The sequence below is a fragment of the Actinoplanes sp. SE50/110 genome, from assembly GCF_900119315.1.
GTDB lineage: Bacteria > Actinomycetota > Actinomycetes > Mycobacteriales > Micromonosporaceae > Actinoplanes.
On sequence record NZ_LT827010.1, the window covers coordinates 1180537 to 1205893 of the forward strand.

Genomic DNA, 25357 nt, shown 5'->3' on the forward strand with positions numbered 1-25357 from the left:
GCGAACCGGCCGGGGGGCGATGGTGCTGCAGTGGGACGTCATCGGCGACACCGAGCAGAGTGTGCTCGCCGATCCGGTGCGCCTGCGTTCGGTGCGGCGGCTCGGTGAGCCCGGGCCCGACGAGGCGTTCGACCGGGTCGCGATGCTGGTCCGCAAGCTCGTCGACGCGCCGCTCGGAGTGGTCAGCCTGGTCGGCGCCGAGCGTCAGCATCTGGCCGGGCAGGTCGGCATGCCGGAGCCGTTCGCCAGCGGGCGCAGCATGCCGCTGACCCACTCGTTCAGCCGGCACGTCGTCGTCAACGGCCGCCTCGTGGTCATCCCCGATGTCCGCGTCGACCTGCGCACCCGCGGCAACCCGTCGATCGAGCAGCTGGGTGCGATCGCCTTCGCCGGCGCCCCGATCACCGACCCGGACGGCCTGGTCGTCGGCGCCCTGTGCGCGGCCGACCACGAACCCCGGAATTGGACGCAGAGTGAGATCACCCTGCTCACCGAGCTGGCTGCGGTCTGTTCGTCGGAGGTCTGCCTGCGGATCGCCCGGGCCGCCGCCGAGGACGCCCGGCGCGCCGCCGAGTCCGCGCACCACCAGTTGGAGCTGCTCACCGACCTGACCGAGTCACTGGCCGCCACCATGGACCTGGACGAGGCGATGCACCGCCTCGGGAGCCTCGTCACGGCCCGGCTCGCCGACTGGTGTGTGATCACCTATGGTGACCAGCCGCGGGTCGTCGCCGCCCATCGCGACCCGACCCGGAACGCCGACATGTCCCGGCTCGCCGAGCTGACCGCCCGGTCCCGCACCGACCTGCGCACCCTGGCGACCGCGGCCCGCCGCCCACCCCGCCGCGCCGAAGGCACCGACCTGCTCCGCGGCAAGGTCAGCGACACCGAGATCGCCGAGCTCGCCACCGTCGCCGGCCTCGGCTCGTCGGTCGTGGCCCCGATCATCTCCCCGGTCCGCCGCCGCGTCGTCGGCTCCGTCCTGCTGGTCAACGGTCCCGACCAGGCCCCGTTCACCGCCGCCGACGAACGCGTCGCCGCCGAGATCGGCCGCCGCGCCGGGCTGGCCGTCGAGAACAGCCGGCTGTACCGCGAGCAGCGCCACGTCGCCGAGGTCCTGCAGCGCAGCCTGCTCACCGAGCTGCCCGACCTGCCCGGCGTCGAACTGCACGCCCGGTACCTGCCCGCCCAGGACGGCGCCGCGGTCGGCGGCGACTGGTATGACGCGTTCGCCCAGCCGGATGGCAGCGTGATGGTCGCGGTCGGCGACGTCTCCGGCCACGACATCGAAGCCGCCGCCACCATGGGCCAGCTGCGCAACCTGGTCCGCGGCGACGCCTACGGCCGCCCTGACGAGCCGGGCGCCCTGCTCACCCAGCTCGACCAGGCCCTGCACGGCCTGCGCGTGCCGGCCGCCGCCACCGCCGTGCTGGCCCGGGTCCGCCAGTCCTGGTCCGGGTACGCGATCAGCTTCGCCAACGCCGGCCACCCGCCACCGCTGCTCCTGCTGCCCGACGGCCGGGTACAGGTGTGGTGGGTCCCGCCGGAACCACTGCTCGGTCTCCCCGTTCCCAGCGACCGCACCACCACCATCCGTTACGTGCCGCCCGGCTCCACCCTGGTCCTGTACACCGACGGCCTGGTCGAGGACCGCGACCAGCTCCTCGACGACGGCGTCGCCCGCCTGGCCGAACGGCTGCGGGAAAGCTCCGCCTTCCCCGGGGACGAACTGTGCGCCCGGCTGCTGGAGGTCGCCCCGCGCCGCACCGATGACATAGCCCTCCTGCTGGTCCGGCTCACCGGCTGATCCCGCCTCGCCCCGGTTCTTTCGCCCTGCGGCCTGCTTTCGGTCCGCCGCCACCCCTGCCCGACCCGGTCCTACCGGCCTCGCACCCGTGTCCGCCGCGTGTTCGCGCCCGTGCTCGTGCCCGCGCGCACTCGTGCGGTGCTCGTGCCCGCGCGCACTCGTGCGGTGCTCGTGCCCGCGCGCACTCGTGCGGTGCTCGTGCCCGCGCGCACTCGTGCGGTGCTCGTGCCCGCGCGCACTCGTGCGGTGCTTGCGCCCGCGCGCACTCGTGCGGTGCTTGCGCCCGCGCGCACTCGTGCGGTGCTTGCGCCCGCGCGCACTCGTGCCGTGCTTGCGCCCGCGCGCACTCGTGCCGTGCTTGCGCCCGCGCGCACTCGTGCCGTGCTCGTGCCCGCGCGCACTCGTGCCGTGCTTGCGCCCGCGCGCACTCGTGCGGTGCTCGCGCACTCGTGCGGTGCTCGCGCCCGCGCGCACTCGTGCCCATGCCCGTGCCCCCTCATGCCCGCGCTTGCCGCGCTCTCGTGCCCCGGCTGTTACGGGGGGCGGGGTTGGTGGTCCGGTGGATGCTCCTAGGTATGTCAGGCGGCGTGGTCCGGGGTGTGGGCGAACGGTTGTCGCCGGCCGGCGGTGAGACCGGAGCGGATGGTGCCGCGGATTTCGGCCTCACCCAGGCCGGCCCGGCGTGCGGCATGCTCCAGCTCGCGCCGGACCGATCCGGCGTCGAGAAGGCCGGCGCCGACGAAGCGGCCCAGGGCGAAGGCGGCGCGGTTCAGCGTGTCGTTGCGGCAGCCCACGGTGGCCCGGGCCACCCGGTCGGCTTCGGCGTCCAGCGCGGCCTCCGCATACCGGTCCGGATGCGCGACCGGCCGCAGCGGTGCCGGGGGCGGCCCGGCGATCATGGCGCGCAGCGCGGCCGGGCTGATCGGCAGCCCGTGACCCGGCCGCCGAATCCAGGTGTATCCGGTACCGGCGACATGCCGCGACGGCGGGGCCAGCACGTATCCACCCACGCCACGCCAGTCGAGGCCGGGCAGCAGCCGAACCCGGTTGCCGTACCCGGTCGGGTGGAACCACAGATGCCGGCCGCCCGACCCGGTGCGCACCTGCGGCCCGGCCGGGATGTCGCCGTCGAGCAGGTGGCGCAGCCCGTGCCAGCCCTCCGCCGAGTCGATGTCGGCCACGTCCATCACCACGCCGGTCCGCAACCCCACATTGGCCCGCGGCCAGTGCGCCCACCAGAGCTCGATCTGGCGCGGGTCGGTACTCGCCTCGTTCAGCCCATGCCGCAACCGCGGATGCTTCCCGGGACTGTCGCATCGGGCCCCCTTCCCGCAGGAACAGACACCATCCCGCTCAGGCGAATGCACCGGCAGGACAGGTATCCCGTGCCGGGCATAGGCCAGCGCAGCCGTAAGCGACATTAGAACAACCGTACGACAAATTCCGCCCCCCGGCAGTGCCCGTTCCCGCTCCCGATGCACCGCCCCTCCACCGGCACCGCTCCGTCGCCCGACTTCGCCGGCAATGCGCGCCCCTCACCCCGGCCCGGCCACCCTTCCGCCCTGCCGCTAACGCCTCGCCTGGCTTGCCTCGTCTGGTCTGCCTTGCCGGGACGCCCGCCTAACTCGCCGAGCTGCTTGGTCGCCCGCTCTGCCGGGATGCCTGCCGAGCTCGCTGAGCTGCGGTGGGCCCGCTCTGCCAGGACGCCCGCCGAGCTCGCTGAGCCGTTTGACCCGCTCCACGCGACTGCCCGTCCCGTTCTGCTCGGCCCCGCTCTCCGAGCCGCGGGCCCGCCCCGCCAGCCCCGCCCGCCCGGCCTGGCCCGCCCGGCCTGGCCCGCCCGGCCCGGCCTGGCCCGCCCGGCCCGGCCCGGCCCGGCCTGGCCCGGCCCGCCTCGCCCGGCCGGCCGCGGCGCGGCGCGGCGCGGCTGAGGATGCCGACGTTGCTTCGGGGGAAAGCGCGTGGCGTCGGTGGCGGGTCAGCCCGTGGGGAGGGTGCGTAGGACGTGGGAGATGTGGTGGGACGTGCTCCAGGCGATCCAGCTCGCCGAGCTGCCCGCCCCGCGCGCGGTGCGGGCGCGGCGGGCGATCTCGGCGTCGCCCCACGAAAATCGGGCGCCCGCGGATGGCCACTGCGGTGAGGTGACCAGGGTGCGGCACAGGTCGTGGCAGCGGTCGTCGCTGCGGCCGCCGCGCCGTGCCCACCGGTAGATCCACCAGTCCGACTCGGTGGTGTACCGCAACGTCGGCAACTGCCGGTGATGCTGCACGCCGAGCCGGCGCACCGGTGAGGTGACCCCGTAGTCCGCGTAGCCCACCCCGGGGTCGCCGAGCCGTTCCCATACCCGGGCGTCCAGTCGACCGACCGCCACCGGCCGGTCGGTGGGCAGGTCGTCCAGGTTGGGCGGCATCGCACCGGAACCCACGCTAACCGACCGCCACGGCATCAACCGGGCCCAGCGCAGCACCCGGCGGGCCCGTTCCTCGACCTCGTCGGCGTGCGCCAGGCAGGGCGTCTCGGCCAGGTCGATCAGCAGGTCGACCTCGTTCGGGTCGAGTGCGGTGATGGCCAGCACCCGGTCGGCGATCGCGTCGGCCCGGGCCGGATTCCCCGCGTCGACGTGCGGTTGGATCCGCAGGACCGCGCGCCGCCGGTGCATCCGCGCGGCCAGGCCGTGCGACACCAGGCGACGACCGCTTTCGTACGGCCGCAGCACCGGCACCGTGGCCACCCCGAGCCGGAACAGTCGCTCCGCCAGGGCGAGTGGCTGCTCCGCGGTCGCCGTCGGCTCCGGCACGTGCCCGAAGTCGAGCGCCAGTTCCCCGGTCCGTGGTCGTAGTTCCCGGAGCAGCGGGATGATGCTGACTTCGGGATCCAACTCGACGATCGGCGTGATCCGGGCAGCCTCGTCCGCGGACAGGTGTGCCAGCGCCGTGAACTCGCCGCGACGTGGCCGGAGAATCGGTCGATAAGCCCCGTTGGGCGTCATACCCTCAAGGTAGTCGCATCGACGGTCGCCGGTGGTTTACCGACGGTACAAATGCGCCAGCATCGATTGATTCGCCTCCCATCCATCGGGGAACTTGACCGGAACGTTCAGGTGCACCGGCTCGGTGGACGGGTGCGCGTCGAGCAGCTCCGGGATGCCGGCCCGGGCCACCACCACGCAGGCGTGCCGATGTCGGGAGGTCAGCACGCAGAGCCGCCCGGATTCCAGGTGGAAGGCGGTGGCGTCCCGCCGGCCGGACAGTGGATGCAGGACCACGGTGAGGTCGTACTCCCGGCCCTGGAGCCGGTTCGCCGTGTCGACGGTGATGCCGGCCGCCTCCGGGGGCAGCAGTGCGCGGATCGCCGCGGCCTGGTCGCGGTGCGCGGCGCCGATCGCGATCCGACCCGGGGTGAGCGGACCCGACCCGGCCTCGGACTCGGTGACGCCGCCACGGGCGAGCGCCCGGGCGGCGAGCTGGGCGCAGGCCGCCGCCGCCTCCGCGTCGGTGCGCAGGGTGAACCGGGCGGGCAGCTCGTGCAGGCCCCAGCCGCTTTTCGCCGCGGTGTCCAGCACCTGGTCCAGCGGAGTCTCGCCGGGCGCCTCGAAATGCAGGGTGCGGTCGCCCGGGCCGGTGCCGGAGCGGAAACCGGTGAACGGATAGAACGCCTCGGCCACCACCGGCGCGGCGGACGCCGGCAGCCGCCAGGAGACCGGCAGTCGGTGCACCGGCAACTCGGGGTTGTGTCGCAGCAGCACCGCGACGGCGCTCTGCATCGGATCCCAGGACAGCCCGGTCCAGCGCTCGACCTCGACAGTGGAGAACGGGTCGAGCTGGCCGGGGTCGCCCACGAACAGCGCCCGCTCGAACCGGGGCGCGACCCGGAGCAGCGCGTCGGACCGCATCTGATAGGCCTCGTCGACGATCGCCCACGGCCAGCTGCCCTCGGCGACGGTGGCCCACTTGGCCGCCGTGCCGATGGTGACCGCAGGACCGGCCAGGTCGGCCACCTTGGCCGCGACACGGCAGTGCGGATGCTCCTTGACCCGGTCGGAGCGCTCGTAGTCGACCGCGGAGAGGCGGCCGACGGTGATGTCGGGGGAGCGCGCACCCAGCCGCTCGATCAGGTCGTCGACCTGCTCGTTGGTCTGCGCGACGATCATCAGGGGCTCGCCGGTGGCGGCCAGCTCCCCGGCCGCGCGCACCACCAGAGTCGACTTGCCGGCGCCGGGCGGCGAGTCGACGACGACGCCCCGGTGCCGGTGGGACCGCAGATCCCGGAGCACCGCGGCGATCACGGTGGCGGCCTCCTCGGCCGGGCTGATGTAACTCACCCGGGCACGGTAGCGCGATCGGCCGACCGAAAATCCGGGGTGTGGACAGCGCTCGGCCGGCTGCCGCCCGTCGGTGCCGACGCCGGCCGGACCGGTGGCATCGGCCGCTGCCTGGGCGGACGGGCGGCGCTGAGCACTTCGCGGGGACGCGGGTGGCCCCTGTGGGAGCCGGTGCCTGGGGCGGTGGGGGTGCACGCGGGAACGGTTCGTCTCGCGTGGCGGGCGGACATTCGGCCATACCGAAACTGCATCGGCCCTCGGGGCAGCGGAAATGGCCGTACGGCGGACATCTTCGGCGGCGCGGGAGCGGACCGCGGATCGCGCGCCGGAATGGTCTGCCGGGCGCCGCGGCACGCCGCGCCCGGGATCCCTCGAAAGGGTGTCGATCCGTCCCGCGGCGGGCCGGCATGCATTGTCGAAACCTTTCCTGGGTACGCTGCGGGCTGTCATGGATCATCGTGAATGGCACTGGCCGGCTCCGAAGCTGGCGGCCTTGCGACTCGGCCGCCGGCTGGCGATGCTGGTCCCGGCCTCGCAGCCGCATCGCTGGTCGTTCGTGCACATCGTTCCGAGCGGCCGTTCCGCGGACGAGGACGCCCTTCGCGCGGGCGCGGCGCGCAGTGACACCGGCCGCAGCTTCCTGGTCACGCAGTGGGAGTACGAAGCGGACCGGCTGGAGGGTTACGACCCGCCGGGCGCCGTCCGGCTGCGCTGCGCGCAGGCCGCCGACGAGTCCGAACTCCTCACTGTGCTGCGCGAATGGCGGCTCCCGCCGGACGGCTTCGACTACTCCTGGGACACCGTCGACCCGGGCTGACCGAGGTTGTCCACAGGCCTCTCCGTGATCTCGGGATCGTCGCTAGCGTTTGCGGCGCGAACCGGCCGCGGCGAGGGAGGCACGCGATGAATGACGCGTACGACATGGACGACGTGCGGTTTCTGATCGGTGAGTGGCGGTCGGAGGCGGCCCAGCGGGCCCGCTCGGCACGCGAGCTGTCCGCCCGGATCCATCGGCCGGCCGGTACGGCGCGCAGCCCGGACGGGCTGGTCAGCGTCACCGTCGGGCCGCGTGATGAGCTGCTCGGATGGGAGCTGGGGACGAGATCCGACGACGGACGCCGGCGGACACCGCCGCGGTCGTCCCGACGACCGTGCGGGCGGCGCGGGTGACGCCGGCCGAGGCGGTGCGGGCGGCCACCGCGGACACGGTCGGTCTCGAATCGGCGACCGGGCGGGCGCTGGTGGCGGCCTGTTCGGCCCGCAGAACGGGACGGGTCCGAAACTGATGGCGCAATAGGTTTGGTACGGGCAGCGACGGGGATGCGTTCGCGACAATGGGTGATCACGCCTCGGACGCTTCCGCTATTCGGGTGTGCGGAAATTGTGGACCGGGTGCGCCGGAAGCGAATGGTGTCGGGATTGTCGACCGTTTGTCTCGGTCCGATCCGTGTGGTTCGGTGCCATTCCCCTTCCGTGAAGTCATTCGGGGTCCGGCGAACGCAGGCGTGATCGAGGGCGGTCTCGGGGCGGCCCGTGAAGATCGGAGAGGGGGCGCGGGGGCTGGGCAAGATCATTAGGCGGGTGTGGGTGTCGGAGAGCGTTTGCAGCGACTCTTTGATCAACGAGTGGGGCTTTCTGACGGGAATCCGACAGAGGGTCGTCTCGAGTTGCGTAGGAGTCAGGGGTTTGCCCGGTTGCACAGCTCCAGGTCCGCCCAGGTGGATCTCGATGAAAGTGGCTTGCAGGCCATGGAAGAACTTTCCGTTTCGCAGGTCCACTTCGGAGTGCGTGGGGAAACGATCAGCCAGGTAGCCGGTTCGCAGGTGACGGACTATTTGATCATGGCGAGCGAAAGCCTGTTTGCTTCTCTGTCACCGGCCGGAAATAAGTTGGGTGTTCAATATGGGGTACGGGGAAAAGCGGATCAGGCCTGCAACTTGCGCCCGCGCTTCGATGCGCAAGTTGCAAGTTTCGATGCTTCTCGGCTCGATGCCCCGTCGCTGTGGCGAGCCTTTGGTCGGCATGCGCGATTTCATTCATGCTTGTTTTTATGATCTCGTTGCGGGCCCTTCCAGTCGATCATCGGAAGTGCAACTCTTCTAGCCAGCAGTGACGTCGACATCACGGACGGTGGTGGTGGGGAAATGCGTCCAGACGTTCTCGTCGGTCCCAGCGATTGGCTGGTCGAGCAGTTCGGCGACAAGATCGCCGACGAGCTGTGGACTCGCGTGCCCGAGGCGCTGAGCACGGCAATCGATCGTGAGGTGCACGCGCACCCGGCCATGACACAGACCGTGGAGCGCGTGTTGGGCAATCCGCGTTGGCCGCTGCCGTACGAGGAGCTGGTGCTCTTCCTCGGCACGCTACCCGGAGCCGAGATCATCAGCGTGCCGCGGTCGGTCTATCAGCTGGTGCTGATCAACGGGCACATCGTGGTCCCGTGGTGCTACGGGCAGTCCGCACGCCTGTCGATGGCCGACGCGGAGGTGGGCCGGTCGTTCGGCCGGCTCGCACGGGAGCTGCTCGGGCGGTTCGGGCCACCCTGGCGCCGCTCGCCCATCGAGTCGCCGCTGCCACTGGACGCGGTCGACGAACGCGAGGTGGCCAAGATCTGCGCCGCCATCGCCCAGATCGACCCGAAGCCCGAGGTGGTCATCGCCGGGTACGCCGGGGCGCCCAACCTCGGCCTGCTCCGCGCCTGCCTCGGCGAGGTCAAATCCACCGACAACGGCACGCTCAACTGGAGCCACCTCGACGACCTGCCGCTCCCACCGCCGGTCATCCCGCGCCCCCGGCGCATGCAGTTCCCCTGATCGGTATGTGGTGTCCCGATCCACCGGCTACCTGATCCGCCGCGATCCCTGATGCATCAAGCGCCTTGATTCGCCAAGCTTGCTGATTCGCCGGGCTCTCTGACCACCCGGCTTGCTGTTCGCCGAGTTTCTGAGTCATCGAACCTTGCTCTGATCCACCGGAGCTCCGCGCCTCCGGGAACGGGTCCGCTTCCCCGTTCCCGGGCCCGAAACCGGCCGGACCGCGGCCCAGACCGACCGCAGCCCAGGCCGCCCGCCACCTAAGCCCGCCGGCCACCAAGCCCGCCCGCCACCTAAGCCCGACCGGGGCAGGAGTCTGGCCCCAGCCCGGGCTTCAGGGCTCATGCTGGCCGAGCTCCAGGCTGCGGGGTGCTGGGCTGAGGGTCAGCTTCGATGAAACTCAACAGGACCACCGCCCGCGGCGGGCCGGAGCCGCCCGGTGGATGTCGCCCCCCGCCCTGGGCGGCATCCACCGGTTCCGCCCTGCGTGCCGACGGCATCACCCGATCCCGCTCCAGCTTCCGGTGGCATCGATCGTTGCTGGTTCCCGCCTTGCGTGTCAGGTCGTCTCGAGGCTGCGGTTCTCGGCTGGAGTCCGCGGGCTGCACTCCGGTATGTCCGCGCCGGCTTACGGTTGGACGATCACGATCGATAGGCCAGCGGTGCAGGGCAGAGGGCGGTGCGGATGGGGGGATTCCCTGGCGGCGGATGGTTGATGCGGGACGGGACCTGCCGACGGTGGATGGTCGGGATATGGGGCGAGACTTGGCGGTGGCTGGGCGGGAGTTCGGGCGGCCGCGGCGCCGTTGCGGGGCTGGGTCGACAATGCGGCGGGGACGTCCGGCGGAGGTGGCCGATGTTGTGGCATTCCTGCTGTCCGACGCGGCCGCTTCCTGAACGGGGCTGTCATCCCGCTCGACGGCGGCCGGTCCGCGGTAGGCCGTGACCCCGAGGAGGTCTGACCGGTTGAACCCACCCGGGAGACCGGATGCCGGCGATGCGGCCGGTCCGGCGGCGGATCGCCGAGTGGGGGATCGGGCCCGCCACGGAGTGACGATCACGCTGCGCAGGGTTTTGGAAACGTGGCGTGCATGTGGACGGCTCCTTGCGGGTAGGAGATCGCACATGGTTCCAGGGCCGACACGAGCAGTGACTGTCCGTCATGGAGAACGCGACGCTTTTCGGTGGATTCGCGGCGGAAAGCGGTCCACCGTTCGGTTGTTTCGTTACTCTGGATGGGCGATAATTCCCTGCTCCTGGCCTTGCCTGACGGATACGTCAAAACTTTGACGCTGGCGTCCACTGTTACTACGGCCCGGTGACAGGTCGTAATAGGTGAGGGGTCTTGGTGGCAGGCGGAGCAGTCGTGCGCGAGGGGGGAGGTGCCGTCGGATGACCGTGCCCGAAGAACGCGAGCGTTGGGCGCCTCCGACCGCCTCGCTGCCCGAGCCGCGCCCGCCGGTCGAGGACCGCGCCGCGTGGTTCTCCTACACCGCGGCCAGTGATCAGATCGTCTGGTCCGCGCCGCTGTCCGCGATGCTCGGCCGGGTGCCCGCCGACCGGGAGCGGACCCGCGAGCTGCTGACCCGCTACGTGCACCGGGACGACCTGGCCACCGCGCTCGGCGCGATCACCGAGGCGTGGACCACCCGGACGCCGGTGCGGGCCACGGTGCGGTTGATGCGCGCCGACGGCGGCTGGTTCGATGTGGACTGCCGGCTGGAGCCGATGATGAGCCCGGACGGCACGGTCCGCGGCATCCGCGGCACGATCCGCGACGTCACCGACCGGGAACGCGCCCGCCGCGAGGACGTCCGGCTCACCCGTCGCGGGGAGACCGTCCAGTCCTCGCTGGTCGACCCCGACCCGGTGACCGGGCTGCTGACCCGGGCCCGGTTCGCCGACGAGATCGACCGGGCGCTGCGCCGGGCGGCCGGTGCGTTGCTGGTGCTGCGGGTGCAGGGCGAGGGCACGGGGGAGGAGCTGCTGCGCGGCGCCGCCCGGCTGCTGGAGTGCCGGGTCGGGCCGGACCGGCTGCTCGGCCGGGTCGGCACCGCCGAGATCGCGGTGCTGCTGGCCGGTACCCCTTGGTCGGCGGCCCGCAAGCAGGCGGCCGCGCTGGTCGACACGATGCGCGCGGAGTCCGGGGCGCTGGTCTGGGGCGGTCTGGTCCGGTTCCGGCCGGACGCCGAGGCGGGCAGCCACGATCTGCTGATCGACGCGGAGCAGGCCTGGCGGCAGTCCCGCGAGGCGGAACGGCCACTCACCCTGATCGCGCACCCGGTGCCGGCCCGCGACCGGCAGGGCTCCTACCGCACCCGGGTGGCCGACGCGCTCGGCACCGACCGGTTCACCCTCTACTCGCAGCCGATCCTGGAGCTGCAGAGCAACCGGGTGACCCGACACGAGCTGCTGCTGCGGGTGCTGGACGAGGCGGAGGGCCCGCAGTCGCCGATCCACGTGCTGGACACCGCGGAACGCCTCGACGCGGTCTTCGACATCGACCTGTGGGTGGTCGAGCGGGCCATGCGGCTCGCCGCCGAGCAGCCCGGGATGGGCCTGCAGATCAACCTGTCCGGCCGCTCGGTCGGCGACCCGCGGCTCACCGACGAGGTGGAACGCCTGCTCGCGCAGTACCGGGTGAACCCGGAGCAGCTCACCTTCGAGATCACCGAGACCGCGCTGATCGGGAATCTGAGCGAGGCCCGCCGGTTCGCCGACCGGATCCGTGACCTGGGCTGCTCGCTGGCGCTCGACGACTTCGGCTCGGGCTACGCGTCGTTCCGCTACCTGCGGCTCTTCCCGATCGACCTCGTCAAGATCGACGGGGAGTACGTGGTGGATCTGGTCGGCAACCCGCAGGACCAGGTGCTGGTCCGGGCGCTGGTGCAGGTCTGCCAGGCGTACGGCATCCACACCGTCGCCGAGTTCGTCCAGGACGACGCCACCCTGCGGATGCTGCGCGAGCTGGGTGTCGATTACGTCCAGGGATATCTGATCGGCCGCCCCTCCCCGGTGATCCCGGGTGAGCTGCCCGACGCCGCCCTGTAGGCACACGACGCCGGAACCGGCCGAGGCCCCCCAGCCAGCCGGTTCCGGCGTCGGTGCAGAGGTGGAAAGTCCTCGGACAGCCTACTCGCTGAGGTTCACGTAAGTCGATCGATTCGGTGACCCGCTGTGGAATGCTGTCCGCCCGGCCCATACCGCACTGTCCGAACGCCACTAACCTTCCAGCATGGACGAGCCCCGCTGGTTGACCGACGAGCAGCAGGCGGTCTGGCGGAGCCTGGTCGAGGTGCTGGTCAAGGTCCCCGCGGCGCTGGAGGCGCAGCTGCAGCGCGACGCCGGCCTGACCCACATGGGCTATCTGGTGATGATGACGCTCTCCGAGGATCCGGATCGCCGGCTCCCGATGAGTCACCTGGCCAAGCGGGCCTCCGCGTCGCTGTCCCGGCTCTCGCACGTGGTCGCCCGGCTGGAGGAGCGGGGCTGGGTGCGGCGCGAGCGGCATGCCGGCGACGGCCGGGTCCAGCTCGCCGTGCTCACCGACGAGGGGTTCGCGAAGGTGGCCGCCACGGCGCCCGGGCACGCCGCGGCGGTGCAGCACCTGGTCTTCGACCGGCTCACCCCGGCGCAGGCACGGCAGCTCGGCAAGCTTGCTGAAGCACTGCTGAAAAGACCGTAGGGTGGGCCGCATGAGTCAGCGGGTGCGGGGCGTGATCGCCCGGGCGAAGGGGAAGCCGGTCGAGGTGACCACCATCGTGGTGCCCGATCCGGGACCGGGCGAGGCCGTGGTCCAGGTGAAGACGTGCGGGGTCTGCCACACCGACCTGCACTACCGCGAGGGCGGGATCAACGACGACTTCCCGTTCCTGCTCGGCCACGAGGCGGCCGGCGTGGTGGAGGCGGTCGGCGCCGGGGTGACCGACGTGGCGCCCGGTGACTTCGTGATCCTCAACTGGCGCGCGGTCTGCGGCACCTGCCGGGCCTGCGCCAAGGGCAAGCCGTGGTACTGCTTCGCCACCCACAACGCCACCCGGAGGATGACCCTGGAGGACGGCACCGAGCTCGCCCCGGCCCTGGGCATCGGCGCCTTCGCCGAGAAGACGCTGGTCCACGCGGGCCAGTGCACCAAGGTCGACCCGCAGGCCCGGGCCGCCGCGGTCGGCCTGCTGGGCTGCGGCGTGATGGCCGGCCTGGGCGCGGCGATCAACACCGGCGGGGTGACCCGCGGCGACTCGGTCGCGGTGATCGGCTGTGGCGGGGTCGGCGACGGCGCGGTGGCCGGCGCGGCGCTGGCCGGGGCCACCACGATCATCGCGATCGACACCGACGACCGGAAGCTGGAGTGGGCGCGCGGTTTCGGCGCCACCCACACGATCAACGCCCGGGACCACGACGTGGTCGAGCGGGTGCGGGAGCTGACCGGCGGTTTCGGCGCCGACGTGGTGGTCGAGGCGGTCGGCCGCCCCGAGACGTACCGGCAAGCGTTCTATGCCCGTGATCTGGCCGGGACGGTGGTGCTGGTCGGCGTGCCGACCCCGGACATGACGATCGAGCTGCCGCTGCTCGACGTGTTCGGCCGCGGTGGCGCGCTGAAGTCCAGCTGGTACGGCGACTGCCTGCCCAGCCGGGACTTCCCGATGCTGACCGAGCTCTACCGGCAGGGCCGGCTCGACCTGGACGCGTTCGTCACCGAGGAGATCCCGTTGGACGGGGTCGAGCAGGCGTTCGCCAAGATGCACACCGGTGAGGTGCTGCGGTCGGTGGTCGTCTTCTAGGTCCGGGAGTACGCGGGCGCCGAGCGGTCGGCGAGCAGGTCCAGGCAGAGTGCCGCGGTCCAGCCGAAGGTCGGCGCCCCCAGTCCCTCTCCGGTCTCCGGGTGGAAGTACTCGTAGTGGCCGTGCTCGTGCACCAGCCGCAGCAGCGCCCGGCGCAGCTCCTCGGCCGCACCGCGGAAACCGTGCACCAGCATGCCGCGGCGCAGCAGCCAGTTCACGTTCACCCAGACCGGTCCGCGCCAGTACCGGTGCGGGTCGAAGGCCGGCGACGTCCGGTCCACGCTCGGCACCGGCAGCCGGAAACGCTCCGAGCGGACATCCGCCATGATCGCCTGCACCTGCTCGGCCGGCAGGTCCGGCAGCATCAGCGGCAGCAGGCCGCTCACGCAGTGCGCCGGGCTGAGCCGCCCGGTCCGTGCGTCCCGGACCCGGAACGAGGCGCTCGCCGGATCCCACAGCCGGCGGGACAGGGCCGTGGTGATCTCCCGGGCCCGGTCCCGGTGCCGCCCGGCGTCGGCCGGCCGGCCCAGCACTCCGGCGATCTGCGCCAGGGCGAGTTCGGCGACGGCCAGGATGCTGTTGTACGCCGGGCACTCGGCCACGAACGGGTGCCGCTCGATCAGCTCGCTGTCCGAATAGCCGGAGTCCCGGTAGCTGAGCACCAGCCCGACATAGCGGGCGTAATCCTCGTCGGTCGGCCGGTGCGCGGCGTCCGACACGGCCAGATCCCGCCGCTGATAGCGAGCCAGCAGGGTGTGGTCGGCCGGCACCGCGGCCAGCGCCTGGTCCCACGCCGGGCTGTTGTCCAGCCCGGACTCCCACGGGTGCACGATGGAGGCCAGCCCGGTCCCGCCGGCGTCGCGCCGCTCGGTCAGATACTCCTGCTGGGCCACCAGCCGCGGGTAGAGCCAGGCCAGCTCGGTGCGGGCCGCGCTGACGCAGGCCGCGCCGTGCGCCGCCGCGTGGCGGTAGACCTCCCATGCGGCCAGCGCGTGCAGCGGCGGCTGGACCAGGCCGGTGCTGCGCCGCGCCGGCCGGCCGGCGTAGACCGGCACGTTCCAGAAACCCGGCCCCGGGAAGTAGTCGTCCTCGGCGGTCGCCGGGTCGAACACGATGTGCGGCACCCGCCCGTCCGGCCATTGTGCCTCGAACAGGCTGCGCAGGTCCCGCCAGGCCCGGGTGGGGTTGACGTAGGCCAGCCCGACCGCGATGAACGCGGCGTCCCAGCTCCACTGATGCGGGTAGAGGCGGCGCGACGGCACGGTGTGGTCGCCGGACCAGTTGGTGTCCAGCACGCGGACCGCGGACTGCCACAGCTCGGCGGACGGATCGGCGACCGGGGATGACGACGGGGACGGATGCATCGTGAAGTCGAGGCCCTTTCCACTGCGGTCGCCGGCAACCCCCGCCATCGGACCGGCCGCAGCGTTTCTGAACGAACTGCCGGGTGCATCTTCGGTACCACTGATGTGTCCTACGTAACCGGGGTACCCGTCAACTCACCTCGATATCCAGCCACAATCGGGTCGTGCGTCCGGGAAGGTAGGGCGAATCGAGCCGCTTCGCCACGACCCCGGACAAGCCTTGCGAACGTGCCGCGTCCAGGGCGAATCGACCGCCGCCCGGGAAGTACGGCGGGGTCTGCCAGTGCGGGCCGGCCGGGGCCAGATCGTCCAGGAGTTCCCGCCGCTCGGCGTAGCGGAGCAGCTCGGTGGTGCGATGACCGTCCAGCCAGAGAAGGTCGTACAGCAGCAATTGAACGGGTCGGGGGTTTCTGGTCCTGGCCGTGCGAGCGGTCTGGTCGGCCGCCGGACGGGTGCCGTCGAAGGCCACCAGCTCGCCGTCGAAGATCGCCTCGACCGGAGCGAGGGCCGGGCCCAAGGCCCGGACCTCGGGAAACAGCGAGATCAGCTCTTTGCCGCCGGGTCCGCTCAGCCGCACTCTTCCGCCGCTCAGGTACGTCAGTACGCGCTGGCCGCCCCAGGCCAGCTCATAGCCCCAGTCGGCGTCGTCGGGCGGCAGCGTGCCGGCCCGGGTGGCCAGCATCGGACTCAGGTCGGCGGGCATCGGCTCCCAGCCCGGCTCCGGCGGATCCATCCGGCGGACCATCCAGTCCGCCCCGTCGGTCTGGAAGAAGACGTATCGCCCCTTCGTGCGGTCACCGTGAAACGTGACACTGATCTCGTCGGACCGCCACTTGCCGGTCTCGTATGTGCCCGCGTCGAAGATGGTCATCCGGCCGCCGCCGTACTCGCCGGCCGGGATCTCGCCGGCGAAGTCCAGATACTCCAACGGGTGGTCTTCGGTGTGTTTGGCCAGGTGGTTGCGGGCCTGATCGCGGGGCAGGCCGCGCGGGACGGCGAACGAGACGAGCACGCCGTCCCGCTCCAGCCGGACATCCCAGTGCAGGCTCCGGGCATGGTGCTGCTGGATGACGAAGCGTCGGCCCGGCTCGCGCGGCGCCGGTGGCGACTGCGGCACCGGTTCGGGGGTGCGGGCGGGATCCCGCTTGCGGCGGTATTCGTCCAGGCGGTCCGGCATGGTCCGATTCTGCCGTCCGGCCCGCCCGCACGGAATCGTCGTACCCCGATGGTCGGGTGTCGCATGACTGTTGAGCCGCGTCCGTCCCGCCAGGCGATCGGGGTCCGCCGGGCGGTCGCGCCGGCCCGCGCCGGTCGCGCCTTCGCCGCCGGAGAAACACCCGGCCGGGGGACGCCGGGGCGGGGTGTCGATGTTGATCGTGGGTTTCCCGTGACCGTTGCGCGCGGTAGTGTTCTGGCTCCGACGCGTGTCCATCGACAGGAAGGCGTTGGCCGATGACCTTGCGCATCCTCGTGGTGGGCGCCGGCATCGCCGGTCTGGCGGCCGCTCGGGGCCTGCGAGTGGCGGGCTTCCGGCCGGACGTGGTGGAGGCCCTGCCGGCCACCATGAGCCCCGGCGCCGGGATCTACCTGCCCGGCAACGCCTCGCGTGCGCTGCGCCTGCTCGGCCTCGACGTCCCGCTGCGCCCGCTGGGTGACCTGATCTTCCGGCAGGTCTTCCTCGACGCGCGCGGCCGCGACCTGTTCGAGATGGATGTGGCCGGGCTCTGGGCCGGGGTCGGCGAGTCCCGTGCGCTGTCCCGCGCCGACCTGCAGCAGGTGCTGCTCACCGGGGTCGGCGGCGAGGTGCGCTACGACACCGAGGTGCGCGACGTCGAGATCGTCGACGGGGCCGCCAAGGTGGCGTTCTCCACCGGCGCCATGGCCGAGTACGACCTGGTGATCGGCGCCGACGGCCGCCGCTCGCAGATCCGCGAGCGGATCGGCCTGGGCGGCCCCGCGGTGCCCACCGGCCAGATCGTCTACCGCGCGGTGGTCTCCGGCGGGCCACCGCTCACCGACTGGACCGCGGTGCTGGGCCGGCGCGCCCAGTTCGTCGCGATGCCGATGGGCGGTCGCCGGATCTACTGCTACGCCGACGAGACCGCGCCCGACACCCCTGACCCGGCCGACCCGATCGAGCGGCTGCGCGAGGTGTTCGGCCAGTTCGGCGGTCCGGTCCCGGCGATCCTCGACCGGATCGAGAAGGTGTCGGTCGCCCGCACCGACGAGGTGGTCCTGCCGTCCTGGTCCCGCGGCCCGGTGGTGCTGGTCGGCGACGCGGCGCACGCCACCGCGCCGACCCTGGCCCAGGGTGCCGCGATGTCCTTCGAGGACGGCTTCGTGCTGGGCCGGGAGCTGCGCCGGGCGGAGGGGGACATCCCGGTCGCGCTGCGTGCCTATGAGGATCGCCGCCGCCCCCGATGCGCCGAGGTGCGCGACCGGACCCGCGAGCGGGACCGGACCAGGGACGTGCCGCCGTCGCTGCGCGACCCGATGCTGCGCCGTCGCGGCCTGCGGATCTTCACCGACCACTACCGGGGTCTCGTCCCCGCCGTATAGCAGGTCGCGTTAGTCCTGCGTGGCCCTTTGGTCACCCCGCGACGGCGGAAAGTCGGTGGGGGACTATTCTCGCCAGCGAGGTACGCCCGATCTTCAGAGGTGTGCCGAGTAGGACGAACGAGACAACGGAGGCAATTCGTGACGACCGTTGCGCCGTCGCCGATCGCGACCCGTCCATATCCGGTCCGGCGGCAGGTCAAGGGTTCGGCCTTCGCCCGAATCCTGCGCACGACGGACGCGAAGCAGATCGGGATCATGTATATGGTCACCGCCTTCGTGTTCTTCCTGCTGGGCGGCCTCATGGCGCTGCTGATGCGCGCCGAGCTGGCCCGCCCCGGCATGCAGCTCCTGTCGCCCGAGCAGTTCAACCAGCTGTTCACCATGCACGGCACGATCATGCTGCTGTTCTTCGCGACGCCGATCGTGTTCGCCTTCGGCAACTACGTGGTGCCGATCCAGATCGGCGCGCCCGACGTGTCGTTCCCCCGGCTGAACGCGTTCGCGTACTGGCTGTACCTCTTCGGTGGTCTGATCACCATCGGCGGCTTCCTCACCCCCGGTGGCGCGGCCGACTTCGGCTGGTTCGCCTACACGCCGCTGAGTGACTCGCTGCACTCGCCGGGCGTCGGCGGCAACATGTGGGTGGTCGGCCTGGCCATCTCCGGTCTGGGCACGATCCTCGGCTCGGTCAACCTGATCACCACGATCCTGACCCTGCGGGCACCCGGCATGACCATGTTCCGGATGCCGATCATGACCTGGAACATGCTGGTCACGGCGCTGCTCGCGGTGATGGTCTTCCCGTTCCTGGCGGCCGCGCTGTTCGCGCTCGCCGCCGACCGTGTCCTCGGCGCGCACGTCTTCGACGTGGCCACCGGCGGCCCGATGCTCTGGCAGCACCTCTTCTGGTTCTTCGGCCACCCTGAGGTGTACATCATCGCCCTGCCGTTCTTCGGCATCATCACCGAGGTCATCCCGGTCTTCAGCCGCAAGCCGCTGTTCGGCTACAAGGGCCTGGTCGCCGCGACCCTGCTGATCGGCGCGCTGTCGATGTCGGTGTGGGCGCACCACATGTTCGTCACCGGCCAGGTGCTGCTGCCGTTCTTCAGCTTCCTGAGCTTCCTGATCGCGGTGCCGACCGGCATGAAGTTCTTCGTCTGGATCGGCACCATGTGGCGCGGCCAGATCAGCTTCGAGCCGCCGATGCTCTTCGCGATCGGCTTCATGGTGACGTTCCTCTTCGGTGGTCTCTCCGGCGTGCTGCTCGCCGCCCCGCCGATCGACTTCCACGTGTCCGACTCGTACTTCGTGATCGCGCACTTCCACTACGTGCTGTTCGGCACGATCGTGTTCGCGGTCTTCTCCGGCATCTACTTCTGGTTCCCCAAGATGTTCGGCCGGTACCTCGACGAGCGGCTCGCCAAGGTGCACTTCTGGCTGACCTTCGTCGGCTTCCACACCACCTTCCTGGTGCAGCACTGGCTCGGCACCAAGGGCATGCCCCGGCGCTACGCCGACTACCTGCCCACCGACGGCTTCACCACGCTGAACACGATCTCCACGATCGGCTCGTTCATCCTGGGCCTGGCCACGCTGCCGTTCCTCTACAACATCTGGAAGTCCTACAAGGTCGGGCGGGTCGCCACCGCCGACGACCCGTGGGGCCACGGCAACTCCCTGGAGTGGGCCACCAGCAGCCCGCCGCCGCTGCGCAACTTCGACCGGATGCCGCGGATCCGCTCCGAGCGGCCCGCCTTCGACCTGAAGTTCCCGGAGCTCGCGGCCGGCGAGTACGGTGCCCTCGCCGGTCCGCCGGAGGGCGGCGCCCGCCCGCTGACCCACGAGTCGGACGGCGGCGCCAGCTACGCCGAGGACATCCAGCACGACTGACGGTCATCCCGTCGTGAAGCGGCCCGCACTCCGGTGCGGGCCGCTTCGTCGTTTCTGCCCGCCGGCCGCGAATGCGACCATCGTCGTGGATATGCACCGTCATGAGTGCATCGAACGGGGGAGCGACGCATGACGAATCGCCGGATGTTCATCCGAGCCGGTGGGGCGGCCGCGATGGGGGTCGCCGCGACGGCCGTCGGCAGTGGCCCGGCCGCGGCCGCCGGGGACGAGCCCGCCTATGCCGAGGGCCACCTCGGGTTCAGCGTCAAGGAATTCGGCGCGAAGGGTGACGGCACCACCGACGACACCGCGGCCATCCAGGCCGCGCTGGACTACGCGGCGGCGCCGGGCCGGACCGGCAGCATCGTGTACCTGCCGCGGGGCACCTACCGGACGTCGAAGGCGCTGCGCGTCCACCCGGCCACCACCCTGCAGGGCACCCACGGCAACCACATCGACGAGGGCGACAAGACCTGGGTGCAGACCGAGTCGCGGATCAAACCGCTCGACACGTTCAGCGGCCCGGCGTGCATCGAGATCGTCGACCGGGACACCGGCGGCTACCCGGCCGGTTCCGCCGAGCAGCGGCTGTTCCACCTCACCCTGAACGGATCCGCGCTGGCCGCCGGCACCGGCGTCGACGGCATCCGCTTCACCGGCAAGATCCACGGCGTGGTGGTCCGCGACGTTGCGATCTTCGACTTTCCGAACCACGCCATCACCACCGCGTACCGCACGCCGAGCGACGGCGGCCCGCAGGCGCTGTACTCGGCCCGCTTCGAACGGATCGCGGCCAAGGGCAACGGCGGCATCACCTACAGCTTCAACAACACCACCGACTCCCAGTTCACCGACCTGGAGTCGATCGAGGGCGGCAGCCACGGCTTCTTCATCGCCGGCTGCGGCAACTCCTGTTTCACCAACTGCCGCTCGGAATGGAGCCGGCACAACGGCTTCGACCTGCGCGGCGGCAACGGCATCGTGGAACTGCTCGGCTGCAGCACCGACCGCAACGGCTTCAACGGGGTGAGCATCGACCAGAACAGCACCGGCGAAGGCGTCATCGTGCTCAACGGGCTGCGCCTAAACCGGGACGGCAAGAGCGACAACGGCGGCTACGCCGGACTCAAGATCAACGGGACGGCGGCGGCGCCGGTGGCGACGGCGGTGCTGGTCAGCGCCCTCGCCGTGGAGACCGGGACGAACGATGACAAGACCGGACCCACGACGCCGCAGTACGGGGTGAGCGTGGACAACGCGACGACGGTGGTGCTGGAGAGCGGCATCGTGCGCGGGCGGGTGGCCGGATATCGGGCCGGAGGCACCAACACGACGCTGAAGGTGGGGGCGACGTTCCTCAGCCGGACCGCTTCGTAAACCTCGATTCGTGGCCCTGCGCGCCTCAGGACCGTCCGCGCGGACCCGGCCTGTTCGGTGACTCTCCGGGTCGGGTCCGCGCCGGCGGGTGAGCTTCGGTTGCCGGGCTGTTTCCGGCTTTTTGCGCCTGGCGCCGGATCGGGGACGTGAGCTGCACTAAACGGATTGGTTTCTGTCGTACCCCTGGGAGAGGATCGGCGGCGGAGGTCAGGATCGTCATGTTGCTCAAGCCTTACCGGGAAACCCTCGCACTGCCCAAGGTCATGTCCGTGCTCGCGATCGCCACGCTCGCGCGCATCCCGATCGCGGCCGGCGCCGTCGTGCTCACCCTGCACGTCGTCACCGACCTGGGCCGGGGCTACGGCGCGGCGGGCCTGGTCGGTGCCGCGGCGACCCTCGGCGGGTCACTCGGCGCCCCGATGATGGGCCGGCTCGTCGACCGGCGCGGGCTGCGGCCGGTCCTGGTGCTGACCACCGTCGCCGAGGTGATCTACTGGATCGTCGCGCAGGCGCTGCCCTACTGGGCGCTGCTCCCGGTCGCCGTGATCGGCGGCTTCCTGGCCCTGCCGGCGTTCTCGGTGGCCCGGCAGTCGATCGCCGCGCTCACCCCCGAGTCGCACCGCCTGCCCGCCTTCGCCCTCGACTCGATGACCACCGAGCTGTCGTTCATGGCCGGCCCGGCCCTCGGCGTGCTGATCTCCACGGCCGACCACGCCGGCCCGCGCGTCGCCATGCTCGCCCTGGCCGGCGGCATCCTGCTGGCCGGCCTCGGCCTGTGGCTGGTCAACCCGCCCACCCGGGCCGACCACGAGGCCCCGGTCTCGGCCGGCGAGCGGGTCGCCCGCCGCGAGTGGCTCAAGCCCCGCTTCATCGCCATCCTGGCCGTCACCATGGCCGCCACCCTCGTCCTGTCCGGCACCGACGTGTCCGTCGTCGCCGTCCTGCGCGCCTCCGGCGAGCTCAGCTGGTCCGGCCTCGTGATGACCCTGTGGGCCCTGTTCTCCCTGATCGGCGGCTTCGCCTACGGCACCGTCCGGCGCGGCCTCCCGGTCCTCGCCCTGTTCATCCCGATGGCCGTGTTCACCGTCCCGGTCGGCCTCGGCGGCTCCCACTGGTGGCTCCTGGCCGTCCTGCTCATCCCGGCCGGCGCCCTCTGCGCCCCCACCATCACCGCCAGTTCCTCCGCCGTCAGCCAGATGATCCCCGCCGCCGCCCGCGGCGAAGCCATGGGCCTGCACAACTCCGCCCTCACCGTCGGCGTCGCCCTCGGCGGCCCGTTGGCCGGCCTCGCCATCGACTCGTGGGGCCCGGGGTGGGGCTTCACCGCCGTGGGCACGGTCGGCGTCCTGGTCGCCCTCGTCGTCATCCCGGCCGAGCTCCGTCGCCGCCGCGACAACCCGCCGGCCCAGCCCACCTCAACCGGGGCGCCCCCGGCTGCCTCGGCGCCGGTCGCTTCGACCGCGGTTGCCTCGGTCCCGCCTGCCTCGGTCCCGCCTGCCTCGGTCCAGGCCGCCTCGGCGCCGATCGCTTCGGTCCGGGCCGCCTCGGCCGAGGCGATTCCGGCGCCGGTTGCCCCGGTTGAGGCGACCTCGGTCTAAGCACTTCCGCCGGGGCTTGCGTCTGCTCCCGCTCGTGCGTCCCCTCTCGGGTGATGTCGGTTCCCGCGGCCGCGGGAACCCGGCCGGCTCCGGATGTCCACGGGGCTGCCGGCAGGGCCGGCAGGGCCGGCAGGGCCGGGAAATCCGGCTGGCGGCGGTGAATGCCCGTGGGTAGGGTCGGGATGGAACTCCGCATCTTCGAGCCCTGGATACATGTCGCGGGTGGGCTCGGGACCTCGCCGTGAGCGGGGAGGAGGTGGCGACGTCATCTGTTGCTGCCTGCCTTCTGGAGGATGACCATGGAGTTCGGCCTCGGCCTGCCCATCAATGACCCCGCTCTGCTGCCCGCCTGGGCCCGGCTCGCGGAACAGCACGACTTCGCCACGCTGGCTCTGCTGGACCGCCTCACCTTCGACAACCCCGAGCCACTGATCGCCCTCGCCGTCCTGGCCGGCGGCACCGACCGGATCCGGTTGCAGACCGAAGTGCTGCTCGGCCCGCTGCGGTCGACGGCCTTGCTGGCCAAGCAGGTCGCCACCCTCGACCGGATGTCAGGCGGCCGCTTCGTCCTCGGCATCGGCATCGGCGGCCGCGAGGACGATCATGAGGCGGCCGGTGTCCCCCTCGCGGGCCGCGGCCGTCTCCTTGACGCCCAGCTCGCCGACCTCCGAAGGATCTGGCGCGGCGAGCCCTACCGCGCCGCGACCACCCCGGACCCGCGCGACCGGTCGGTCGCCCCGGACGGCGCGGGTCACCCCCTCCGCCACCGCCGCGCTGAACATCCCGGTGGCACGGAAACCGCTGGTCCCGGCGGGCCCGATGGTGCTGGGCGGCCGGGTGGGTCCGGTGTGGTGTCGCGGTCCGGGGGATCCGGAGTGGCGCCTTCCACGGAGGATGACTGGGGGCTCGGGCGGCGAGTGGCCGCCGGTGTCGCCGGGATCGGGCCGCGGCCGGTTGCGGGGGACGGGCCGCCGATTCTGATCGGGGGATTCGCGCCGGCGGCGTTGCGCCGGGTGGCGCGGTTTGCGGACGGGTTCATCTGTGCGGCGCCGTTGGGATGGGCAGGAGGATTGGTTCGTACTGTCAATGAACAGTGGGAGGAAGCGGGGCGGGCGGGGCGGCCCCGGCTGGTCTGCCAGATCAATGTGTCGGTGGGGGATGCCGCGACGGTCGAGCGGGGCAGGCGGGCGGTGGCCGACTACTACGCCTTCACCGGGCGTCCCGGATTCGGCGTGCCGCTGAGCGATCCGGGGGAGATCGCCGAGGCAGTGGCGGCGTATCGGGAGTTCGGGGCCGACGAACTCGTCTTCTACTGCTACGCCGACGATCCCCGCCAGATCGACATTCTCGCCGGAATTCTGCGCTGACCGTCGCCGGACCGGCCGTTACGCACCCGCGGACGGCCGGTCCGGGGTCGTCGACCTCGTTGCGAGGCGGCCGACGATTCCGGGAGCTGGTCTTTGGACCCTGCGGCTGGTGTCGGCGCCCGAGATCAGCCGGTGTGCCCGCCGTGCCGTGGGAATTCCAGGTACATCAGGTGGAGACCGACGCGGCCCTGGGTGGGATGGTCGAAGGCGCGCGGGACCGTGCCGAGGATCTGGAAGCCGAGGCGGCGGTAGACGGTCACGGCGGCCGTGTTGGTGGCGACGACGGCGTTGAACTGGATGCCGGCGTAGCCTTCGGTCCGCGCCCAGTCGATCACGTAGCGGCAGAGGGCCGCGCCGATGCCCCGGCCGCGGCTGCCGGCGGCGACCATGAAGCTTGCCGTGGCGATGTGGGCGCCGGGTCCGCCGCGGTTCGGGCCCATCTTCGCGGTCCCGGTGATCTTCTCCGGTGGAGACCCGTTCGCCGGTACGTCGTGGTCCGCCCCGCCGCGGGCCGGCTCGGTCGAGACCACGGTCAGCCCGGGCGGCTGCTCCAGCCAGATGGCCCGCGCCTCGGGCTCGGTCATCGCCGGGTCGAACGGGTAGGTGTCGGCGGCCCGCACCACTTCGCGGACGATCGGCCACACCTGCCCCCAATCACCGTCCGCCACGGGCCGGATGACAGCCGCGGGGCGAGCGGCCAGCACGCCCCGAGAAGGCCGCGCCAACCCCGAAGGTGCCGCAGAAACGGGCGCGGCAGAAACGGGCGCGACCGAAGCGGGCGCGGCCGGAGAAGGCGACGATGACGGCGCGGATGGGGACAACGGCGCCGCCGCCACGGACGAAGAAGGCGGTGCCGTGGTGGCCGAAGGGGGCGGCGTCTCGTCGGGCACGCGGGTCACATCGGGTCGACGATCGGGGCTCCGGTCATCGACACCGCCGCGGCGCGGAAGTCGGCCAGAGCCGCCTCGGTCGTGGCCGCCGCCACACCCGCGGTCAGTTCGAGGACGACGGTGGTGGCGAAGCCTTCGGTGGCGGCATCCAGCGCGGTGGCGCGTACGCAATGATCTGTCGCGATCCCGACGACCTCGACGTCGGTGACCGCCCGGGCCCGCAACCATCCGGCGAGGGTTTCGCCCTGGTCGGTGTGCCCTTCGAAGCCGGAGTACGCCGCCTGGTGCGCGCCCTTGTGGAAGATCGCCTCGATCCGGTCGGTGATCAGCTCGGGGTGGAAGTCGGCGCCCGAGGACCCGGCGACGCAGTGGGCCGGCCACGAGTCGACGAAGTCCGGGCTGGCGCTGAAGTGCGCGCCCGGGTCGATGTGGTAGTCCTTGGTGGCGACGACGTGGTCCCAGCGGTCGCCGGCCCTGTCGAGGACCAGCGAGATGCCCTTGGCGACGGCGGCGCCGCCGGCGACCGGCAGCGAGCCGCCTTCGCAGAAGTCGTTCTGCACGTCCACGATGATCAGCGCGCGAGTCATGGG

The 25357-nt window shown here is 71.8% G+C and carries 20 protein-coding genes; 13 read left to right on the forward strand and 7 right to left on the reverse strand.

What is annotated here, in order from left to right; all coding sequences use genetic code 11:
- The first annotated feature begins 19 nt into the window (after positions 1-19).
- On the forward strand, positions 20-1807 hold the full coding sequence (locus ACSP50_RS05215) for a SpoIIE family protein phosphatase (protein ID WP_014688112.1): 1788 nt from the start codon (positions 20-22) through the stop codon (positions 1805-1807).
- Positions 1808-2385: 578 nt separating this feature from the next.
- On the opposite strand, the gene ACSP50_RS05220 is transcribed toward ACSP50_RS05215, so the two are convergent.
- The 3 genes from ACSP50_RS05220 to ACSP50_RS05230 all read right to left on the reverse strand — a co-directional run bounded on the left by ACSP50_RS05220 (position 2386) and on the right by ACSP50_RS05230 (position 6128).
- The gene (locus tag ACSP50_RS05220; protein ID WP_043510863.1) at positions 2386-3228 is read right to left on the reverse strand and encodes a bifunctional DNA primase/polymerase; all 843 of its coding nucleotides are present in this window, start codon (positions 3226-3228) and stop codon (positions 2386-2388) included.
- Between the two features lie 557 nt (positions 3229-3785).
- A complete protein-coding gene (locus ACSP50_RS05225) occupies positions 3786-4796 on the reverse strand; it encodes a beta family protein (RefSeq protein ID WP_014688114.1) in 1011 nt (336 codons plus the stop codon).
- A gap of 36 nt (positions 4797-4832) precedes the next feature.
- Positions 4833-6128, reverse strand: coding sequence for an AAA family ATPase (locus ACSP50_RS05230; RefSeq protein WP_014688115.1), 1296 nt, complete (start codon positions 6126-6128; stop codon positions 4833-4835).
- Between the two features lie 448 nt (positions 6129-6576).
- Here ACSP50_RS05230 and ACSP50_RS05235 point away from each other — a divergent pair, with 448 nt between their 5' ends.
- The 7 genes from ACSP50_RS05235 (at position 6577) to ACSP50_RS05260 (ending at position 13722) form a co-directional block, all read left to right on the forward strand.
- Entirely contained in the window at positions 6577-6945 is a 369-nt protein-coding gene (locus tag ACSP50_RS05235) for a hypothetical protein (protein WP_014688116.1), read from the forward strand.
- Positions 6946-7031: 86 nt separating this feature from the next.
- On the forward strand, positions 7032-7298 hold the full coding sequence (locus ACSP50_RS05240; RefSeq protein WP_014688117.1) for a hypothetical protein: 267 nt from the start codon (positions 7032-7034) through the stop codon (positions 7296-7298).
- A 548-nt stretch (positions 7299-7846) separates the two neighbouring features.
- On the forward strand, positions 7847-8182 hold the full coding sequence (locus ACSP50_RS41565) for a hypothetical protein (RefSeq protein WP_155123442.1): 336 nt from the start codon (positions 7847-7849) through the stop codon (positions 8180-8182).
- A gap of 90 nt (positions 8183-8272) precedes the next feature.
- Positions 8273-8941: a hypothetical protein gene (locus ACSP50_RS05245; protein WP_014688118.1), complete on the forward strand. Its 669-nt coding sequence runs from the start codon at positions 8273-8275 to the stop codon at positions 8939-8941.
- Between the two features lie 1392 nt (positions 8942-10333).
- The gene (locus ACSP50_RS05250; protein WP_014688120.1) at positions 10334-11992 is read left to right on the forward strand and encodes an EAL domain-containing protein; all 1659 of its coding nucleotides are present in this window, start codon (positions 10334-10336) and stop codon (positions 11990-11992) included.
- Between the two features lie 184 nt (positions 11993-12176).
- Positions 12177-12626 carry a MarR family winged helix-turn-helix transcriptional regulator gene (locus ACSP50_RS05255; RefSeq protein ID WP_014688121.1) on the forward strand — a complete coding sequence of 150 codons (450 nt, stop codon included), beginning with the start codon at positions 12177-12179 and terminating at the stop codon, positions 12624-12626.
- A gap of 10 nt (positions 12627-12636) precedes the next feature.
- Positions 12637-13722: an S-(hydroxymethyl)mycothiol dehydrogenase gene (locus tag ACSP50_RS05260; RefSeq protein ID WP_014688122.1), complete on the forward strand. Its 1086-nt coding sequence runs from the start codon at positions 12637-12639 to the stop codon at positions 13720-13722.
- On the opposite strand, the gene ACSP50_RS05265 is transcribed toward ACSP50_RS05260, so the two are convergent.
- Together ACSP50_RS05265 and ACSP50_RS05270 are read right to left on the reverse strand one after the other, a co-directional pair.
- On the reverse strand, positions 13719-15134 hold the full coding sequence (locus ACSP50_RS05265) for a trehalase family glycosidase (protein WP_014688123.1): 1416 nt from the start codon (positions 15132-15134) through the stop codon (positions 13719-13721). The two genes, ACSP50_RS05260 and ACSP50_RS05265, sit on opposite strands and share 4 nt — an antisense overlap.
- A gap of 82 nt (positions 15135-15216) precedes the next feature.
- Positions 15217-16263: a DNA polymerase ligase N-terminal domain-containing protein gene (locus tag ACSP50_RS05270; protein WP_014688124.1), complete on the reverse strand. Its 1047-nt coding sequence runs from the start codon at positions 16261-16263 to the stop codon at positions 15217-15219.
- 275 nt (positions 16264-16538) lie between these two features.
- Between ACSP50_RS05270 and ACSP50_RS05275 the strand changes: the two genes are divergently transcribed.
- The 5 genes from ACSP50_RS05275 to ACSP50_RS05295 all read left to right on the forward strand — a co-directional run bounded on the left by ACSP50_RS05275 (position 16539) and on the right by ACSP50_RS05295 (position 23877).
- A complete protein-coding gene (locus tag ACSP50_RS05275; RefSeq protein ID WP_014688125.1) occupies positions 16539-17645 on the forward strand; it encodes an FAD-dependent monooxygenase in 1107 nt (368 codons plus the stop codon).
- Between the two features lie 138 nt (positions 17646-17783).
- The gene (gene ctaD / locus ACSP50_RS05280; RefSeq protein WP_014688126.1) at positions 17784-19535 is read left to right on the forward strand and encodes a cytochrome c oxidase subunit I; all 1752 of its coding nucleotides are present in this window, start codon (positions 17784-17786) and stop codon (positions 19533-19535) included.
- Positions 19536-19664: 129 nt separating this feature from the next.
- Positions 19665-20912, forward strand: a complete 1248-nt coding sequence (locus tag ACSP50_RS05285) for a right-handed parallel beta-helix repeat-containing protein (protein WP_014688127.1) — start codon at positions 19665-19667, stop codon at positions 20910-20912.
- Positions 20913-21130: 218 nt separating this feature from the next.
- Positions 21131-22510 (forward strand): MFS transporter, encoded by a 1380-nt coding sequence (locus ACSP50_RS05290; protein WP_014688128.1) that lies wholly within the window; start codon positions 21131-21133, stop codon positions 22508-22510.
- A gap of 293 nt (positions 22511-22803) precedes the next feature.
- A complete protein-coding gene (locus tag ACSP50_RS05295) occupies positions 22804-23877 on the forward strand; it encodes an LLM class flavin-dependent oxidoreductase (RefSeq protein WP_080127724.1) in 1074 nt (357 codons plus the stop codon).
- A gap of 125 nt (positions 23878-24002) precedes the next feature.
- Here ACSP50_RS05295 and ACSP50_RS05300 read toward each other — a convergent pair whose 3' ends face one another.
- Both ACSP50_RS05300 and ACSP50_RS05305 read right to left on the reverse strand, forming a co-directional pair.
- Positions 24003-24545 carry a GNAT family N-acetyltransferase gene (locus ACSP50_RS05300; protein WP_014688130.1) on the reverse strand — a complete coding sequence of 181 codons (543 nt, stop codon included), beginning with the start codon at positions 24543-24545 and terminating at the stop codon, positions 24003-24005.
- A 227-nt stretch (positions 24546-24772) separates the two neighbouring features.
- Positions 24773-25354, reverse strand: coding sequence for an isochorismatase family protein (locus ACSP50_RS05305; RefSeq protein ID WP_014688131.1), 582 nt, complete (start codon positions 25352-25354; stop codon positions 24773-24775).
- Between the last annotated feature and the right edge of the window lie 3 nt (positions 25355-25357).